The 18,919-nt window shown below is 40.7% G+C and carries 18 protein-coding genes and 1 pseudogene; 10 read left to right on the forward strand and 9 right to left on the reverse strand.

All coding sequences use genetic code 11. The annotated features are described in order from the left end of the window. Positions 1-131 precede the first annotated feature (131 nt). Both HNW13_RS04580 and HNW13_RS04585 read right to left on the reverse strand, forming a co-directional pair. Complete coding sequence (locus HNW13_RS04580; RefSeq protein ID WP_101086798.1) at positions 132-1,043, reverse strand: hypothetical protein; 912 nt, start codon at positions 1,041-1,043, stop codon at positions 132-134. A gap of 447 nt (positions 1,044-1,490) precedes the next feature. Beyond that, positions 1,491-1,919, reverse strand: a complete 429-nt coding sequence (locus HNW13_RS04585; protein WP_101086799.1) for a DUF413 domain-containing protein — start codon at positions 1,917-1,919, stop codon at positions 1,491-1,493. A 108-nt stretch (positions 1,920-2,027) separates the two neighbouring features. Here HNW13_RS04585 and hdfR point away from each other — a divergent pair, with 108 nt between their 5' ends. Then, positions 2,028-2,882 (forward strand): HTH-type transcriptional regulator HdfR, encoded by an 855-nt coding sequence (gene hdfR / locus HNW13_RS04590; protein ID WP_192115142.1) that lies wholly within the window; start codon positions 2,028-2,030, stop codon positions 2,880-2,882. A gap of 17 nt (positions 2,883-2,899) precedes the next feature. Here the strand turns inward: hdfR and HNW13_RS04595 are convergent, their stop codons facing one another. Further along, positions 2,900-3,271: a diacylglycerol kinase gene (locus tag HNW13_RS04595; RefSeq protein WP_162023389.1), complete on the reverse strand. Its 372-nt coding sequence runs from the start codon at positions 3,269-3,271 to the stop codon at positions 2,900-2,902. Between the two features lie 400 nt (positions 3,272-3,671). Here HNW13_RS04595 and HNW13_RS04600 point away from each other — a divergent pair, with 400 nt between their 5' ends. Together HNW13_RS04600 and HNW13_RS04605 are read left to right on the forward strand one after the other, a co-directional pair. Further along, entirely contained in the window at positions 3,672-4,520 is an 849-nt protein-coding gene (locus HNW13_RS04600) for a DNA ligase (RefSeq protein ID WP_192115141.1), read from the forward strand. Positions 4,521-4,686: 166 nt separating this feature from the next. Beyond that, positions 4,687-5,172, forward strand: coding sequence for a low molecular weight protein-tyrosine-phosphatase (locus HNW13_RS04605; protein WP_192115140.1), 486 nt, complete (start codon positions 4,687-4,689; stop codon positions 5,170-5,172). Positions 5,173-5,326: 154 nt separating this feature from the next. Here the strand turns inward: HNW13_RS04605 and ylqF are convergent, their stop codons facing one another. Together ylqF and HNW13_RS04615 are read right to left on the reverse strand one after the other, a co-directional pair. After that, the gene (gene ylqF, locus HNW13_RS04610) at positions 5,327-6,268 is read right to left on the reverse strand and encodes a ribosome biogenesis GTPase YlqF (protein ID WP_059745525.1); all 942 of its coding nucleotides are present in this window, start codon (positions 6,266-6,268) and stop codon (positions 5,327-5,329) included. Positions 6,269-6,398: 130 nt separating this feature from the next. Beyond that, positions 6,399-7,238 (reverse strand): 2OG-Fe(II) oxygenase family protein, encoded by an 840-nt coding sequence (locus HNW13_RS04615; protein WP_101086804.1) that lies wholly within the window; start codon positions 7,236-7,238, stop codon positions 6,399-6,401. 162 nt (positions 7,239-7,400) lie between these two features. Between HNW13_RS04615 and HNW13_RS04620 the strand changes: the two genes are divergently transcribed. After that, a complete protein-coding gene (locus HNW13_RS04620; protein ID WP_192115139.1) occupies positions 7,401-8,318 on the forward strand; it encodes a bifunctional methionine sulfoxide reductase B/A protein in 918 nt (305 codons plus the stop codon). Positions 8,319-8,567: 249 nt separating this feature from the next. Here the strand turns inward: HNW13_RS04620 and HNW13_RS23470 are convergent. The 3 genes and pseudogenes from HNW13_RS23470 to rne form a co-directional block, all read right to left on the reverse strand. Further along, positions 8,568-8,993, reverse strand: a pseudogene (locus HNW13_RS23470) (STAS domain-containing protein); the annotation flags it as partial. 19 nt (positions 8,994-9,012) lie between these two features. Then, positions 9,013-9,183, reverse strand: a complete 171-nt coding sequence (locus HNW13_RS23715) for a SulP family inorganic anion transporter (protein WP_347813078.1) — start codon at positions 9,181-9,183, stop codon at positions 9,013-9,015. Positions 9,184-9,428: 245 nt separating this feature from the next. Further along, the gene (rne, locus tag HNW13_RS04630; RefSeq protein ID WP_192115137.1) at positions 9,429-12,782 is read right to left on the reverse strand and encodes a ribonuclease E; all 3,354 of its coding nucleotides are present in this window, start codon (positions 12,780-12,782) and stop codon (positions 9,429-9,431) included. Between the two features lie 627 nt (positions 12,783-13,409). Between rne and rluC the strand changes: the two genes are divergently transcribed. After that, positions 13,410-14,366 (forward strand): 23S rRNA pseudouridine(955/2504/2580) synthase RluC, encoded by a 957-nt coding sequence (gene rluC / locus HNW13_RS04635; RefSeq protein WP_011636963.1) that lies wholly within the window; start codon positions 13,410-13,412, stop codon positions 14,364-14,366. 31 nt (positions 14,367-14,397) lie between these two features. Next, a complete protein-coding gene (locus tag HNW13_RS04640) occupies positions 14,398-15,051 on the forward strand; it encodes an HAD-IA family hydrolase (protein ID WP_192115136.1) in 654 nt (217 codons plus the stop codon). Positions 15,052-15,296: 245 nt separating this feature from the next. On the opposite strand, the gene HNW13_RS04645 is transcribed toward HNW13_RS04640, so the two are convergent. Then, positions 15,297-15,923 carry a nucleoside triphosphate pyrophosphatase gene (locus tag HNW13_RS04645; protein ID WP_192115135.1) on the reverse strand — a complete coding sequence of 209 codons (627 nt, stop codon included), beginning with the start codon at positions 15,921-15,923 and terminating at the stop codon, positions 15,297-15,299. 248 nt (positions 15,924-16,171) lie between these two features. Between HNW13_RS04645 and yceD the strand changes: the two genes are divergently transcribed. The 4 genes from yceD to HNW13_RS04665 are packed head-to-tail and all read left to right on the forward strand — an operon-like array spanning position 16,172 to position 18,897. Further along, complete coding sequence (yceD, locus tag HNW13_RS04650; protein ID WP_101086810.1) at positions 16,172-16,696, forward strand: 23S rRNA accumulation protein YceD; 525 nt, start codon at positions 16,172-16,174, stop codon at positions 16,694-16,696. Between the two features lie 18 nt (positions 16,697-16,714). Continuing rightward, positions 16,715-16,885, forward strand: a complete 171-nt coding sequence (gene rpmF / locus HNW13_RS04655) for a 50S ribosomal protein L32 (protein ID WP_011636967.1) — start codon at positions 16,715-16,717, stop codon at positions 16,883-16,885. A gap of 15 nt (positions 16,886-16,900) precedes the next feature. Next, positions 16,901-17,929, forward strand: coding sequence for a phosphate acyltransferase PlsX (gene plsX, locus HNW13_RS04660; protein WP_101086811.1), 1,029 nt, complete (start codon positions 16,901-16,903; stop codon positions 17,927-17,929). Between the two features lie 8 nt (positions 17,930-17,937). Further along, entirely contained in the window at positions 17,938-18,897 is a 960-nt protein-coding gene (locus HNW13_RS04665; protein WP_011636969.1) for a beta-ketoacyl-ACP synthase III, read from the forward strand. Positions 18,898-18,919: the final 22 nt, after the last annotated feature.

Below are 18,919 nucleotides of genomic sequence, written 5' to 3' on the forward strand. Positions count from 1 at the left end.
TAAGGAAAGACTTTAAAAAATCTACAATTGAAGTAAATATAACAATAATAGCAGAGTTTGTACCATGATATTATAGTGATACAAATAACAAAAAAGCATCCGAAGATGCTTTTTTAGTGACTTGAATCATATTAAAAAACGTAAGAGACAGCAAACATTGGGCCAGTAAAGCTGTAGTTTATATTGTAATCAAAAGTACGCTGTTCAATATTACCGACATTACGTGTTTTTTCGATTGTGACATCAACATCATAATAGTTGTAAGCCAGTTTTAATGACCAATTATCGCAAACCTTAGCTTCAACACCTAAACGGATATCGATAAGTGATCCATCTACATCATCATATTTGATAGCAAAATATTGGGCGTGAGCATCAAATGTCCAACCAGGATAAAATTCGTAAGAGCCGTAAAGGCCAATGTCTGGTAGAGGCGCCGTTAGAGTATCGTCTATCACTTCAGGTGTTGCTACTGCATCGTTGCATAAACTGGTTAAGGTTGAGTCTGGCACGCAAATACCGATAGTGCCTTTAAAAGCGGTTTCGATAAACATGGTATGTATACCAACGGATACTCCAACAGCGTAGTGAGTTCCTTGCCATATGTCATAACCATAGCCAATTCGCAGAATATCAATATTGAGTTCGGTATTCAGTTTGGCGCCAGTTTCAATCAGGTAGTCTTTTCCATCAATATCTTCAAGAATAAAATCTTCTGATACCGTTTCAGTGTCTGCTTTGCGATCCAACGACTTCCAATCAATATAAATACTATGGCGTTGGTTAAAAGAGAATGTGAATTCAAAGTAGGGTAAGTATTGCTCTTCAGCAAGTAGCAGTTCATCTTCAAAGTCTACCGGGAATGTTCCGCCTGTTTTAGGGTTTGTAGCGATGAAGTTTGAATCTGAATTAGCATAAAACATACCGATATCAAGGGTATATTTATCGGTAACTGTTGAGTTGTTAGTTGATAGTTCCGTTTCTGCCGCAGCAGTTCGAGTACCTAATATCAACAACACTATACAAATAAAAGATCTTATCATTGAAACTCCGCATTTATTATTTTTTCTATATCACAGGATATGCGTCTTCATATGATGCTTTTGTCGAATTTAATACCTAACCTATTCAGCGCTGATATCCCAAATAAGGATTATCAAAATGCGCAGCCATAAACATTAAGTTAAAATAAAAACGACAAACTGTTCAGTGCATATACTAGCACCTTGCTACTAAATGTGAAGTATTTGTATAGAATTATTGCGCTAAATCAAGTTTTCGTTAATAGCTTGAACTCAACGGTATAAAAACAACCATTCCAGCGAAAAGTCAACACGGATAAAGGCGCCAGAGCATTGGCGTAGCGGCGGTGGGTGACAAAAATGTGACAGAACAAGAAAAGTAGAGCAGGATGTTGACTCTACTTTTACGACCAATGTAACAAATGTGTTACATGTTTAATGTGGCGACTTTAGCCGTTGAAAGATAGTTTATTCTGACTCATCGGTGTCAGAAGCATCTTCTTCTACATCGTCAAATTCAATTTCAACTTTAGAGCTTGCTGGCGCGTGAATTGTCCCAACAACAGCATAAAATGGTTTGCCTTTTGCTAGACGACAATATTTAGACCACAATAGCTCCATTGGTGTTGTTGCAGGTTTTTTACCCTGTAAAACGTTAACAAATTGGTCTTCGTCAACATGACAAGGTAACTGCGAGCCATCGGCTAAATTTTTCATTGCTTGACCGTGTTGTTCAAGCAACTCAGCTTCCTTATTGGTAAAATCACCACAACGTTTAAATCCTTTTGGGAAATTCACGTCATCATAGAAGCGTTTAGTAGATTGAAAACTGTTACTATGACCATTGGTGTTAGCATCAATACCTTGTTTTGCATTGATAAATGATTGCTGAGACATGGCTAATACCTTCTAGATTATGAGATATAAAGATTTGCAACTGGAGTATTGGCTAGTATTATCATTTTTTAAATCAAAATATTTTGTCCTTAATGGTAAAGAATTTTTATGGATACAGATTTATTAAAAACATTCTTAGAAGTGTCCCGTACTCGGCACTTTGGTAAGGCGGCTGAAAATCTATACCTCACTCGAAGTGCTGTCAGTTTTAGGATAAAGCAATTAGAAAATATTCTAGGTATAGAGTTATTTGAACGCTTACGTAACAACATTCAACCAACTCCGGCAGGTGAAAGAATGCTCGGCCATGCTGAGGCCGTGCTTAACGCCTGGGAAAGAGCAAAACAAGATATTATTTTAAATCAGCAGCACAGTGCTCAGTTAGCGTTGTCGGCTGGCGATAATATTTGGGATGCTTTTTTACAAGGTTTTTTACAGCCATTACATTTAGGCTTGGAAGGAGTGGCTTTAAGAACGGATGTGTTACCTGCAGCAGTAATGACTCGTCAACTTATTGAACGAACCTTAGATATTGCGATTACGTTTGATCCTCCAAAGCTTGATGGCGTTATATTAGTAAAGCTTGCTGAAGTAAAATTGTATTTAGTCTGCAAACAAGCAGGCGTCAAGCTTACTCAAACACCTACTTTACCTTATATAAAAGTAGATTGGGGGACTGCCTTTAATATCACTCATGCTCAGGATTTTACCATGTTACCTTTGCCGGTATTACATACAAGTTCTGCTCGTATGGCGTTGGACTTTATACTTAATAACGGCGGATGTGCATTTTTGCCTGAGGCACTCATACAGCCTTATTTAGATAACGGGACTCTGTATTTTGTCGATGATGCAAAATGTATCCATCGGCATGTGTATGCTGCTTATTGGGCTGAAAATGAAAGACTTGCTTATATTGAACAAGCCATTTCAATTTTGACTACCGCTAAGCACACTGAATGATATTCGTCTGGCTGTTATTAAAACAGTAATGGCCAAATAACGATGCCCCAAGTGATGGCACATAATACTAAACTGATAAAGACTGCAGCAGAAGCTATGTCTTTTGCCTGACCACTGAGTGGATGGATCTCATCACCAATCCGATCAACTACCGCTTCAATAGCGGAGTTCAACAATTCTACAATCAATACAATTAACACAGTCATGATAAGCAAAATACGATCAGTACTACTGATATTGAGTAGTAGTGCAATAGGTAGCATTAGGCAAGCAAGCACGATTTCTTGTCTGAATGCCGCTTCATTTTTCCACGCTGACTTTAGCCCTAGCATTGAAAATCCTGTCGCTCGAAATACGCGTTTTAGACCATGATTGTTCTCTGGTTTCATTTTGCTCATTATCTTTTTGATGTTAATTCCGTAGATTGTAACATTCTGTTCATATGCATCCAGCAGTTATTTCGATCTTATGATGTGCTGTAGAGCAGAGAAAATATTTATTTTTGTGCTGATATCTGCCCTCATCATGCATCGATTTATATCAAGATAAGCCCGACCAATGGATGGATAATTCTTCTGTTTGTACTAGGCTCACTTAACATTACAGATAATCATTTTAAACAGGCGTAAGTCTTTCGTCACGAATGGCAGGTGTTATAACAGTGTTTTGAGCGGTATTGCTCGGAAGTGACTTGATGCCCAATACAGTAAACACTTGAGGCATTGAAATAAACTTTTGAACAAAAACGAAAAGACACTAAATGGATTTTATTATTAGCAAGGATTGCATATGCGTAAGCTACCGTATATTTTAATTTTGGTCATTAGTTCACTGCATTGTTTTACGATAAAGAGTGAAGTGTTATCAATTCCTCCTATTCAGTTAGCAACAAAGTATCAACAAGATATCGACGTCACTGAATACTTAATCAGCGAGAAACTCGATGGCGTTCGAGGCTATTGGGATGGCAGTAATATGCTGACTCGCAGTGGCCGAAAAGTGACTCTACCTGCGTCGTTTACCCTTGGTTTTCCTAATACTGCTATTGACGGTGAACTTTGGTTAGGTCGTAATCGTTTCGAAGATATTTCTGCATTGGTTCGACGTCAGCAAGTACCTGATAAAGAGTGGCTGGAAGTCAAGTTTATGATGTTTGATTTACCACGGCATTCCGGCCCTTTTATTGATCGCTATTTAGCAATGAAAATGTTGGTAGAACAAACGGCCTCCATACATTTACAGGTCATTAAGCAGGGTCCAGTGGTTTCAACGGAAGCTCTGTTTACACAGCTTGATTCCGTCGTTAATGCTGGCGGTGAAGGATTGATGTTACATTATCAGCAAGCGCATTATGCTGTCGGCCGCAGTGAGTATATTGTTAAGCTCAAACCCAAATATGACGCTGAAGCTGTAGTGATTGGTCATACAGAAGGTAAAGGTAAATATAGAGGTAAGCTAGGTGCGTTAATTGTAAAAACACCTGCAGGGATCGTGTTTAATATAGGCAGTGGTTTAAGCGATAAACAACGAGAAAATCCACCTTTAGTTGGTTCGATAATTACTTATCAATATTTAGGCTTAACTCAAAAAGGGACACCAAGATTTGCTACTTTTCTACGCCAAAGGCCATCACAATAACGCTCAAACTTGCTGACATGTTGCGTGGTGTATTATTGAATAATAATGGTGAAACTAAATGTAGAACTAAGTGTGGAACTACAATGGGTAATGATCCTAACTTCGGTTAAGGCATTGGCAACATAATTAAGTGATGGTATAAAACTGGAGATAATGGCGGTTATCAATGATCGATGATAAATATCTTTTAAATGTTCGCTCGGTGTTGCTTGTCTGTATGGGCAATATTTGCCGTTCGCCGACTGCAGAGGCAGTGTTTAGGCAACAAATGAAACGTCACTCGCTTCAACTTGATATCGATTCTGCAGGGACTATTGCTTATCATCAAGGGCATGCTCCGGATAGTCGCAGTATTATTGCTGGCAACAAGCGCGGACTTGATTTTTCAGGAATGACAGCTCGGCAGGTTATCGACGCTGATTTTGAACGATTTGATTTAATTTTAGCGGCAGACTTTGCCAATTTAGCTGATTTGAAACAAAGATGTCCTGTCCATTTACGATATAAATTACAGTTGATATTAAGCTATGGTGATTCGTTAGTCGAAGAAGTGCCTGACCCATATTATGGTGGTGAGCGAGGATTTGAGATGGTTATCGATTTGCTTGAGGCCAGTTTAATGGCATTGGCGATTAAGTTAGCTAAACGTTGAAATATAATCAATTAACTAAGAAGATTTAACTAAGGCTACTTATCTAGGTTAATTAATTATGGTTACTTAATTCAGGCTACTTAAGCATGGCAGTTCACTCTGAATAATAAGTGCTAGGCCGGCATTGATGTTGACGACCTAGACTTTGTTCGGCTTAATCGTTATAACGTTTACCGGATCGTTTAAGTTTCTCTTGCTCTATTTTCTGCTGTTTAATGAGTTCTTTCTCAGCTAATTTACGTGCAACTTCCTCTTTTTCTACTTCAGCCATCGCTGGGGTTTCAAGGCTTAATAGTCCGATTTTCCCTGAGCGGTATTCATGTAGTAAGAGTTCAGATACTTTATGGTAATCAACTCGTGCGCCAGGGCGAAGTGCTCCGCGGGAACGACTGATAGCTTCGAGTAATTCGATATCGCTGGCGGGTAGCGATTGAAGCTTATAACGTTCGCAAATTTCGTCGGGATAGGCTTTAAGGAAATAGCCAGCAGCAAACATTGCCACATCTTCGTATTCCATAGCGGTATCTTTAATTGCACCAGTGACAGCAAGGCGATAGCTACTGGCTTCATTGTCCACCTTTGGCCATAAAATGCCTGGAGTATCCGATAGTACGATTCCGTTACGTAAGTTAATACGTTGCTGACGTCTTGTGACTGCAGGTTCATTACCTGTTTTGGCTATAGTGCGACCCGCTAAGGTATTAATAATTGTAGATTTACCAACATTAGGAATACCCATGATCATGGTGCGGATGTCTTTTTCCATAATGTCACGGTGTGGCACCAGTTTACGGCAAAGATCAGGAATGCTTTTTACCATACTGGGTTGTAAACTTGTGATTGCTGATGCCTGAACGCCTTGTTCACGTTCTAGGTATTCAATCCATTGGGCGGTAACCTTAGGATCGGCTAAATCAGATTTATTCAGTAATTTAATGCAGGGTTTATCACCACGTAGTTGTGACACCATCGGATTTTCACTGCTGTATGGAATACGTGCATCGAGCACTTCAATAACGAGATCCACTTGAGGCATTGCCTCCTCGATCTCTTTACGTGCTTTGTGCATGTGTCCTGGATACCACTGAATTGCCATGATGTTGCCTTATAAACCGGAGAGTAAATACAATAAATACAAAAGTGATATTCTACCTCGTTAGCAGATTAAATGCATAAAAAAAGCGCCCGAAGGCGCTTAGTATCATTGCTAAATGAAGCATTAATGTTTAAATAACGCCTAATTCACGTAATCTTTCCTGTAAATAGCTGTCAGCGGTATAACGCTCTGATAACACGACTTCTGGATTAGGATGCAAAAACAGCGGTAATGAAATCCGTGATTTGGTTTTGTCTGTCCCTTCAGGGTTGATAACCCTATGTGATGTCGAAGGGAAATAACCACCCGATGCTTCTTGCAACATGTCACCGATGTTAATAATGATGCTGCCAAAATCGCTAGGTACGTCAATCCATTCACCGGTTTTGGTTTTCACTTGTAGTCCAGGTTCATTTGCTGCAGGTAATATGGTGATGAGGTTAATGTCTTCATGCGCCGCTGCACGGATTGCGCCCATTTCCTCATCTCCGTTCACTGGAGGATAATGAAGAATGCGCAATAAGGTTTGCTGGCTTTGTGCAATCATGTCTGGTAATGGAATCGTATATTTTGCCGCAACATCTGCGGGTGTATATTTTTCAATCCAGCTGAGTAATTCCGCCGCTAGGGTGTTGGCATGCTCATAATATGCAAGAATATTGGATCTAAGTGAATCAGGAATACGGCCCCAAGGATACACATGATAATATTCTTTGATATCTTTTACATTGTTACCTTTGGCTGTTTCAGAAATCGATGCAGGAAAAAATCCATCGTGTGTTTCTGACTTGAACAAAAAGTCATGTTTTTGTTCAGATTGGAAGAAGTTGTACCACTCTTTATAAATGTCTTCGACAAGTTGCTTTTGAATAGGGTGATTCGATAGTACCCCAAAACCTGTTTGTTGAAGCGATTCAACAAAGCGCTCAGCGCTATCTGGTGCTAAGTAATCAATTGTATTTAGTTTCATTATATTTTCTTATTAGTGTGTTGACCCACTGCTAATGGTAACCTTAGTCACACTTTGTCGCAATTCTTTGCGTGTCTTCATGTTGTATTGGTTGAACTGATGCTGCGGATCTCACGTATCCTTTGTTAATATTTGCGACAAACAACTCAATGAGAGCCGACAATGAATAATTTAACCGAATTTGAAAAATATGTAATTGAACAAAAAGGTACAGAACGGCCTTTCAGCGGTGAATATGTTGATCATGATGCGCAAGGCGTTTATTTATGTAAAAAGTGCCATGCACCTCTCTATAACAGTGAACATAAATTTAATGCACATTGTGGCTGGCCTGCATTTGATGATGAAATCGAGGGCGCAGTAGAACATACTCCTGATGCTGATGGTCATCGAACCGAAATCACCTGTGCACAATGTGGCGGTCATTTAGGTCATGTGTTTGAAGGTGAGCATTTAACGGATAATAATGTTCGTCATTGTGTTAATTCAGTATCGATGATTTTTAAATCCCGTGATGAGTTAGCGCAATCAAGTTCGGCGGTAGCTTCTTTCCAAAAGGCCACTTTTGGCGCTGGGTGCTTTTGGTGTGTTGAGGCTATTTTTGCTCAACTTAATGGCGTGCTAAGTGTTAAATCAGGTTATTGTGGCGGTGAAGCAAAAGATGCAAATTATGACGCAGTGTGTTCTGGTAAAACAGCTCATGCAGAAGTGGTTCATATTGAATTTGACCCTGCGGTTATTCAATTTGACACCTTACTTAGCGTACTATTTGAAAGCCACGATCCGACCACACTTAATCAACAGGGTAATGATAAAGGGCCACAGTATCGTTCAGCTATTTTTGCCCATAATAGTGAACAAGTAGATGCTGCAAACCGATTTATTCATGCGTTAACTGAACAACAACTTTGGCCTAGGCCGATAGTGACCGAAATCAGTGCGTTTGACACATTTTATCCTGCTGAAAATTATCATGATGACTACTTTGCAAAGCATGGTGAACAACCTTATTGCCAATTAGTGGTTAAGCCTAAATTTGATAAAGTCATGAGTAAGTTTGCAGATAAGCGTAAAGTGTAAACTAAATTTTTTGCTCTTGTATTAGGGCTAAGCATAATAAAAAAGGGGTGATTGAATATTCAATCACCCCTTTTTTTATATCAATTCCATTAATTATGTGCTCAATCAGAGCCTCTCAGGTTTTCCAGTTTGAGGCGCATTGTTGAAAGAATGGTTGTTCCCTTGTAAAACAATGCAACAAAGAAATGGAAAGCCTGAGTAACTCCCGCTGAATGACCAGATAATTATTGGAATTTGTATTATGTCCGTTTAGTCTAATTTATCGTCGGCCACTTTGTTGTGCAGATCTTCAATAAGGTACATTTCAACCAAATCAAGTGCTTTAGGAGTAGGGCTTTACAATCTTGGCTTAAGTGACGTAAATGCAGACGTTTCCCCGCAACCACATAACGTTCAGCTAAAGTATCGATAGCCTCTAATGTTGAATGATCTGCCACTCGTGAATTTTGAAAATCAATAATCACATCTTAGTTATTATTTTCAGCATCAAATAATTCAAGGAAATTAGCCACTGAGCCAAAGAATAATGGCCCATTTAAGCGATATATTTTTAGGGGGGATTACCCAGCCATTTGTGTCTTCACTTATGTCAATGTTGATGTGTTTTGCATGTTGCCATGCAAACACCAAAGCAGATACGATAACACCAACAAACACAGCAAAAGCCAGATCGGTAAATGCCGCTTCACCGTGTTCAATCACTAATGACACCATGACTACTGCCATAGCACCTGTAGCGCCGGAAATCATACCTGATCGCCCGCAAACCCATAATGAAGGCAGCGTATAGTCCTACCATAGGTTCAACATGGGCGACGAACGCAAAGGCAACTGCTTCTGGGATTAGGCTAACGCCACTGTTAATCCTGACAAAATATCGGCTTTACTACTACTTGTTTTATGGCGAATGAGATCGAATATTTAACCTCTGGTTTTGTTTGTAAGTTAATAAAAAGGATGTTTGCTTTAACACAAAAAATTAACCGTTGAATGATAATGACATCGATTCAATGACACTAAATGTTAAGTTTTATATTAATATTTCCAATAAAAAAGCCATGCTTAGCATGGCTTTTTTATTAATGGGGCGAAGTTAGCCCTTTATTAAGGTTACTCTCCAGGGCGAGTCATATCAGCAGATGCACTGTTATTCTTCGCTACTTTCGGAGCCTTGCTGTCAGTCGCTTGAGCTTCGTAAGTACGTCCTTGAGGTACTGCTTTCTGCTCACGGACATCGACTGTAGGTTTAGTCATGTCAGATGACACCATAGAACCAAAGCGACTTACCTTTACAGGGGCTTTGGTTGATGGCGCTGCTTCAGTAGAAACCGTCTCTGCTATTGTCGCCGCGACTTCTTTTACGACTTCAGGTTTAGCTTGACGCACAATTGCAGCAGGCTTAGCCATAGGTGCAGATGAATTGGCCGCAACCGTTTTATCTTGCTTGCTAGTTAACGCTGCAGCTTTTTCAGCTTCAACAACTGCGGTATTTGCCACAGTGGTTTGTTTAGCTTCAACATCAACCGTTGTTTTAACAACTTCTACTTCAGCTTTAGGTTCAGGGGCCTCAGGTGCTTCCTTTATTTCTACTGGCGATTCAGTTTTTTCAACATTAACGGGCGCTGCATCAGCCTTGTTAACTTCAGCTTTAACTACTTCAACCGGCTTAGTAGCTGTTTCAACAGCCGTGCTAACCGCTTCAGTAGGTTTAGTAACGGATTCAACAATAGCCTCAGTTACAGGAGCTTGTGCTTGAGTTCTAGCTTGCTCTGCGTCTAATTGCTTCTCTAACTCATCATTAGGTGTGAAAACAGCTGGTTGTGTAGAGCCTGTTTCATCATCACGACGACGACGTTGACCTGCTGCACGTAAGTGACGAGGGCTACGACGGCTACGACGTTGACCTTCACGGCCTTCAGCTTCGCTGTCTGATGTAGCATCGTCAGCGCTTGAGCTTGACTCATCCGTTTCAGTTACAACGTCAGCGTTAGCAACTACCGTTTCAGTGACAGTATTAACATCTGCTTGAGTTGCTTCTGTTTTTACTTCAACGATATTAGTTGTGTCAGCTTCAACGGGTGCAGTAATGGTAACATTTGTTACTTCAGCTACTGGACCAGTTACTTGGTCTGTACCATTTTCTGTTGGTGCTTCAACCGTTTGTTCAGTCTTCTCTTTACGAGGTTGACGACGACTGCGTGGCGCTCTCGTTTCTGATGTTTTTTCTTCAGCTACTTTTGACTCTACCGCTTTAGGTTCTGATGTCATTACCTCAACTGATTGCTCAGTTGATCTATTATCATTAACATCGGTTGTTGGTAATGTTTCACTCTGTTCGCTTTCAATACGCACTTTACGACGTAAATTACGACGCTGGCGACGCTCACGAGCAGCTTCTTGTTTTGGAGATTTTTCCGTAGCAACTTTAGGCTCTGTTACTTTAACCTCTGTTGCTTTGGTTTCATTGACAGGCAATGGCTTGTCAACTTTCTCAGTTCTCGGTTTGTTTTTGGCGTTGTCATCTTGAACCGTATTTCTGCTATTACGTTCATTACGCTTATTCTGAGGACGAGCTTCTGTGCTGTCTTTTGATTTATCGCTGTCATTTCGCTGACGACGACTATCATTGCGTTTGTCATTACGGTTAGTGCTGTCGTTACGAGTGTCATTACGACGGGTATTACGACGGGTGTTAGTTTGAGCCGTTTCTTTCGTTGGTTCAGCTGCTTTGGTATCTTTGGCCTCAGCTTCATTACCTGAAAATAAGGCGCTAATTGCTGAGATCATTCGAGTGAATAATCCTGGCTGATTAGACGTTGCCACCGGAGCGACATCTGCAGGTATTGCTTTTACTGTATCTTCAGCTGCTTTTTGTGGAGCAGTAAAGCCTTTTAATGCAGGTTCAGGAGACGCTGCACGCTCAAGCTTACGAGGCTCATACAATTTGGCGACGGGTTGTTCTACTCGTTTATAGCTAGATTCACTGACTTCATCATCACTCTTACGACGTACAACGCGGTAATCTGGTGTTTGCATGTGTGCATCTGGGATGATGTAAACTTCAACTTCGTGACGTTCTTCGGTAATACGAATTGCTTTACGTTTCTCGTTTAATAAGAACGCAGCAACATCAACCGGTACAATCGCTTCGATTTGTGTAGTGTTCTCTTTAATGGCTTCTTCTTCCATTAAACGTAAAATCGATAGCGCTAATGATTCAGTACTGCGAATAGTGCCTTGGCCATGACAACGTGGACACAAGTGAGCTGCTGATTCTTCTAACGATGGACGCAGACGCTGACGCGACATTTCCATTAAACCAAAGCGAGAAATACGACCTAATTGCACACGAGCACGGTCATGGTGTACTGCATCACGTAAACGGTTTTCTACTTCACGTTGATGACGAACAGGTGTCATATCGATAAAGTCGATAACCACTAAACCGCCTAAGTCACGTAGACGTAATTGACGAGCAATTTCATCCGCAGCTTCAAGGTTAGTGTTGAGTGCTGTTTCTTCAATATCGCCGCCTTTAGTTGCACGGGCAGAGTTGATATCGATCGACGTTAATGCTTCTGTCGGGTCAATAACAATTGATCCGCCTGAAGGCAAACGCACTTCACGTTGGAACGCTGACTCGATTTGAGACTCAATTTGAAAGTGAGTAAACAACGGTACTTCAGAATCATATAGTTTTACACGTTCTACGAAATCGGGGCGAACTAAACCAATGTGCAATTTAGCTTCTTCGAAAATACGTGGGTGATCGATAAGGATCTCACCCACATCGCGACGTAAGTAGTCACGAATAGCGCGAACAATCACGTTGCTTTCTTGATGAATTAAGAATGGTGCGGCTTTACTTTGAGCAGCTTCTTGAATAGCGTCCCAATGATGTTGTAGTACTTTTAAGTCCCACTTTAGCTCTGTTGATTCTTTGCCTACACCAGCAGTTCGCACAATCAAGCCCATACCATTCGGTACTTCTAGCTCAGCCATTGCTTCTTTGAGTTCGGTACGTTCATCACCTTCGATACGACGAGAAATACCGCCAGCACGAGGGTTATTTGGCATTAATACTAAATAAGAGCCAGCAAGACTAATAAAGGTAGTTAGTGCAGCGCCTTTGTTGCCACGTTCTTCTTTATCGATTTGAACGATGACTTCTTGGCCTTCTTGTACCACTTCTTTAATGTTTGGGCGGCCTTGGAATGAATAACCTTTAGGGAAGTATTCGCGACCAATTTCTTTGAGGGGTAAAAAACCATGACGATCTGCACCGTAATCAACGAATGCGGCTTCAAGTGACGGTTCTACTCGAGTGATTTTACCTTTATAGATATTTGATTTTTTCTGTTCGTGACCTGGACTTTCAATGTCTAAATCATACAGTTCTTGCCCATCAACTAGGGCTACGCGCAACTCTTCTGATTGAGTTGCATTAATTAACATACGTTTCATGATGACGTGATTCTTCTAAATGAGGTCATCAAACAACACGATTTTTTCTGCATTACGGGCCTGAATTAATCGGTATAACCTCACGGCTAGATCCAGGCAATTAGGTGCTCATTACTGTAAAACGCAGTCACTGCGTGTCGCATCCTATTTATGGCTTATTTTCTAATGTTTACAAAAACAAGGAATTGGTTGACTAACAACCAACCCCATAAATTATGGTATTTTAATCCGTTAATGCCCAAGTCGAATCGGTTTGTTTGATAACAAGCTAAAATGTTGTTCGAATTTGGGGCGATTTACTACAGTTAAATTGAAATCTTTATTCAAAACTTACGGTTTAATTGCACAAACGGTTTTTGTCGTTTTTTAATTAATACAATTTGCAAATCAATGAGTTGCTACCGATTAGGTTCATTTTTTTAACTGCTAGTGTTTCGCATTTGGTCAAAGTTGTGAACACTTTATCCACTGTTTACTCTCAACCTGTGGGCAAATATAGCAACAAACGTTATTTTCAGCAATCAAAAGCCCATATTCTTTCATGTATTTATTTCAAGTCTGATGCGGCAATAGCCAATCATTTGCAAGATAAGGTACACTATTGGGGTTACCACTATATGGCGCATCATGAATACTGAAACTACCCCCCAAGTTGAATACGTGACTATCGACGAAGATCATTTTGAACAACGAATCGATAATTTTCTGCTAACTAAATTAAAAGGTGTTCCTAAAAGCATGATCTATCGGATTGTGCGCAAAGGGGAAGTGCGGGTAAATAAAAAACGCATCAAGCCTGAATACAAATTACAAATTGGTGACATCGTAAGAGTACCGCCTGTTCGTGTTGCCGAAAAAGACAATCGCAAGGCACCATCTCCTAATTTATCCAGAGTGTCACAGCTTGAAGATCGTATTATCCATGAAGATAATCATCTTATCGTGTTAAACAAGCCTGCTGGTATTGCTGTGCATGGTGGCAGCGGTGTCGATTATGGTGTGATTGAAGGATTACGCTCACTGCGACCACAGCAAAAGTTTTTAGAGCTAGTGCATCGATTAGATAAAGATACCTCGGGTGTGTTGCTTGTGGCCAAGAAGCGAAGTGCACTAAAGCATTTACATGAGCAATTGCGCAGTAAAACCATGCAAAAAGATTATTTAGCGTTGGTGCGTGGTGAATGGCAAGCAAGTGATAAAGTGGTTAAAGCACCGCTATTAAAAATTACCTTAAAGTCGGGCGAGAGAATCGTTCGGGTTAACAAAGAGGGTAAAGAGTCAGAAACCCGTTATAAGATCATGCAGCGTTACCAAGGGTGTACTTTAGTTAAGGCGAGTCCTGTTACAGGGCGAACCCACCAAATACGAGTACATTGTCAGTATGCAGGCCATGCAATTGCTTGTGATGATAAATACAGCGAGCAACAATTTGACGACAGCATGCGTGCTTTAGGGTTAGACCGTCTGTTTTTACACGCGGCTGAACTTAAATTCACTCATCCAGAAAATGATGAAATCATGCAAGTTAAAGCGCCTTTAGATCCAGTGTTATTGAGCACTCTTGATAAATTGAAGAGAGTATAACACCCACAGATATGTGCAAATGAAGTAGGGCATGATATTGAACATTAAAGATAAAGCTTATGAACTAGTCATTTTCGATTGGGATGGCACACTAATGGATACCGTAGGTAAAATAGTGTCTTGTATGCAAGATGTAGCACAAGAATTAATTTTACCTATACCCTCTGAGCAACAAATTAGAGATGTCATAGGCTTATCTTTACCTAAAATCATGCCGATTTTATTTGCTGGTCACCAAAACCATCAACAGATTATTGATTGTTATCGACGTCATCATTTTGCCAATGAGCAGCCTACACCTCTATTTGAGGGGGTAGAGTCGCTCATTATTAATCTACATGCGGCTGGTTATCAATTAGCTGTGGCGACGGGTAAAGGACGAGATGGTCTAGACAAGGTATTAGCATTAACAGGCTTAGGACAGTATTTTCATGCGACGCGTTGCGCTGATGACGCTAAGAGCAAGCCAGATCCTGAGATGCTGCATTCATTATTGAGATATTTTGATGTTGCTGCCGATAGAGCCGTCATGATTGGTGATTCTATTCATGATTTAACCATGGCCAATAATGCTGGCATGGCGAGTATTGGTGTGAGTTACGGCGCACATAATGAAGCTAGATTAAAAACGTTAAATCCACGCGCGATTGTCGACCAACCATCGGCGATACATGACTATGTTTAATTATTGTGGGTGATGTATTGCCAGATGTGTAATGCAGCGTCGAATATAAGTGTTCGACGCTGCATTACATACGCTTTATATGTTGCTTAGCTTATCTCGGTGTTACACCTGTTATCGTTCCCACATTAAGCGCAAACACCATTACCTTCATCAATGCACCTTTTTAGATTCGGTATCGACCTTATATTCGATATCAGTATTCGATATCAGTATTCGATATTAGTATTCGATATTAGTATTCGATATTAATATTCCTTGATTGAGCATTCTGCTGCTGTACTAAGAACATCTACACCGTGTTGTGAGAGTAAATCAATCAGCTTAATTAATGGTAGTCCAATTAAGCTATTTGGGTCGTCACCTTCTAAACGGCTAAATAAGGCAATGCCTAACCCTTCGCATTTAAAACTCCCCGCGCAATATAATGGCTGCTCTGCATCGACGTAATAGCGAATTTGCGCCGTAGATAAGTGTTTAAAATGAACCGTAAACGGTTCAACACAAGATATCATTTGTTGATTGGCACTATTGAATACAGCAAGACCTGTATAAAAAGTAATTGCTTGACCAGATGCTGAGCTTAATTGAGCTATCGCATTGTCTACATTATAAGGCTTACCGATAATTTGACCGTTAATCAGCGCGACTTGATCGGAACCAATAATTAATTGCGGCACAGATGTTTGATCAATTAAGTTCGCGCCAGCTAATGCTTTTTGCTCGGCTAAGCGCTTAACCAATGCTAATGCTGTCTCATCTTTTATTGGGGTTTCATCAATATCTGGGTTAACACAACTAAAAGGCAGCATTAATTTTTGCATTAGTTGTTGACGAAAAGGTGAGGTTGACGCAAGTACAAGATTGAATTTCATTGGTTTTGTTTCATTATTTATTGGCTAATAACAGAATATTAGTCAGTTTACTGTATTCATCTATGCAAATGGATCATTTTTCTTGAGTAATGCTTGTGTGATGGGGTTGGGTTCGGTAAAATTTACCAACTTTCAAATTCAATGCCGGATTTAAAGAGTACCTAAAGTTCCTTGTTAGGTGAGGTTACCGTATTTTTACGGAAATTTTCTTTGACTCCAGCGTTTTCAAACTATAATATGCGCGCCTTATGCAAACAGTAAAGATACCGGTTTCAATTGATCCTATACGCGCTGCCTCTAGCGGCCTTCGATATGAAGGTACCATTTTAGGTAAGCAACTTAAGCGATTAAGCGAGTTATGTGCCGGCGACTGTTCCGACGTAGTTGTGTCGTTGGAATGTGGCGTCGATTTACAGGGGATAGTCTACCTTCGCGGGAAGGCTGTGACGGAGCTCACTCTGCTATGTCAACGTTGCATGACACAATTTACTACTGAGGTTACGGTCGACTTTTGTTTTAGTCCTTGTAAGACTGAGGCAGAAATCGATGAGCTCCCGGATGCGTATGATCCAATTGAGTGTAATGAGATTGGTGAAGTACGTCTGCATCAATTGATTGAAGATGAATTGATAGTCGCTATGCCTATCATCCCGATGCACGATGATAATAGTTGTAAGTCTGGATCGAAAGATATAGTTGTAGGCGAGATCGAACCCGCTCATGAGGAGCGTCCAAATCCGTTTGCAGTGTTAGAAAAACTGAAGAGCAAGTAATCGTAGGAGACAGGTCCAATGGCTGTACAACAGAATAAAAAATCACGTTCAAAGCGCGGCATGCGTCGTTCACATGATTCATTGAGCACTGCTCAATTATCAGTAGACGCAACTAGCGGTGAATTACATCTACGTCACAACGTGACTGCTGATGGTTTTTACCGCGGTAAAAAGGTTATCAACAAGTAATTTGTTGATTATCTGATGACAAATCTGACGCTTGCGTTAGATGCGATGGGGGGCGATCACGGTCCCCACGTGACAGTGCCTGCAGCGATGCAGGCACTGAAATTTCATACCTCTTTAAATATTATTTTGGTTGGTAATAAAACCGAAATAGAAAAATACCTTCCCCAAGCTCACTCAGCTGATTTATCCAGAATTGAAATAATCCACACTACTGAAGTCGTGACAATGTGCGATAGGCCCATTCATGCTTTGCGTTCACGTAAAAACAGTTCTATGAGAATAGCGCTTGAACTGGTACGTGACGGAAAAGCCGAGGCCTGCGTTAGCGCTGGTAATACTGGTGCGTTGATGGCGATGGCTAAGGTGCTATTAAAAACATTACCGGGTATTGATAGACCCGCACTGGTTTCTTGTTTACCTGCAATGACTGGCAAGCCCGTTTATCTGCTGGATTTAGGGGCTAATGTATCTTGTGATTCCGAGACCTTATTCCAGTTTGCTATTATGGGGTCTGTCTTATGTGAAGCTGTCCATAAGAAATCCCGTCCCAAAGTCGCTTTGCTTAATGTCGGTATTGAAGCCATTAAAGGTAACGACCAGGTTCAACAGGCCGGACAAATTTTACAACACACCGAACAAGTTAATTATATCGGCTTTGTTGAAGGCGATGAAATTTACACTGGTAATGTGGATGTCATTGTTTGTGATGGCTTTGTCGGTAATATCACCTTAAAGACTTCTGAAGGCATCGCAAAACTGTTAGTACATCAATTAAAACGCGGCTTAAATGACGGTTTTTTTGTTCGTTTACTCTCCAAACTCATCGCTCCACGCATACAAGCAGTACTCAGTAAGATGAACCCCGACCACTATAACGGTGCAAGTCTGATAGGATTGCGCGGAATAGTAGTAAAGAGTCATGGTAACGCGGATGAAGCTGCATTTTTACAAGCATTAAATTTAGCAGCAACAGAAGCAAAACGTCGTCTTCCTGAAATGATTAAAGATCGTTTGGAGTCGATTCTTTTAGACATCAATAGCTGATCTCATATATGCACACAAAAATTCTCGGAACAGGTAGCTATCTACCTGTGCAAGTTCGTAGCAATCAAGATCTCGAAAAAATGGTTGAAACCAGTGACCAATGGATTGTTGACCGAACCGGTATTTCTGAGCGGCGCATTGCTGCATCAGATGAATCGGTTTCAACAATGGGTTATCAAGCGGCACTAAAAGCGCTTGAAATGGCAGGGATCGAAGCAAGCGATCTTGATATGATTGTTTGTGGAACCACCAGTGCATCAAACGCATTTCCTGCAGCTGCATGCGAAATCCAAGCCTTATTAGGCGTCAAAAATATCCCTGCCTTTGATATTGCTGCCGCGTGTTCTGGATTTATTTATGCACTATCGGTTGCGGATCAATTCGTAAAAACGGGTTCTGCTAAGAAAGTACTGGTTATAGGTTCTGACGTATTGTCACGGATGTGTGATCCTGCTGATCGCTCTACCGTCATTTTATTTGGCGATGGCGCAGGCGCTGCTATCATCGGTGTTAGTGATACACCCGGTATCATTGCGACGCATATCTATGCTGATGGCAGCCAAGGGGATTTATTAAAATGCTCTTTCCCTCCTCGTGCTAATGAAAGTTCTGAAGCCGTTGGTTTTATGACGATGAAAGGCAACGATGTGTTTAAAGTTGCAGTTACCCAGCTGTCTAATGTGGTCACTGAAACCTTACGTCTTAATAATGTCGATAAATCAGAAATTGACTGGCTAGTGCCACATCAAGCTAATTTCCGCATTATTAATGCCACGGCTAAAAAGTTGCACATGAGTCTAGATAAAGTCGTGCTGACTTTAGCGAGACACGGTAATACTTCTGCCGCATCGGTGCCTATCGCATTAGATGAAGCGGTGCGTGATGGTCGAATTCAGCGTGGACATTTATTACTACTCGAAGCATTTGGCGGTGGTTTTGCTTGGGGCAGTGCTTTAGTTCGTTTTTAATTTTCAAATTAATTTTATACAG

Origin of the sequence: Shewanella sp. BF02_Schw, from assembly GCF_014596695.2 — a bacterium.
Taxonomy (GTDB): Bacteria; Pseudomonadota; Gammaproteobacteria; order Enterobacterales; family Shewanellaceae; genus Shewanella.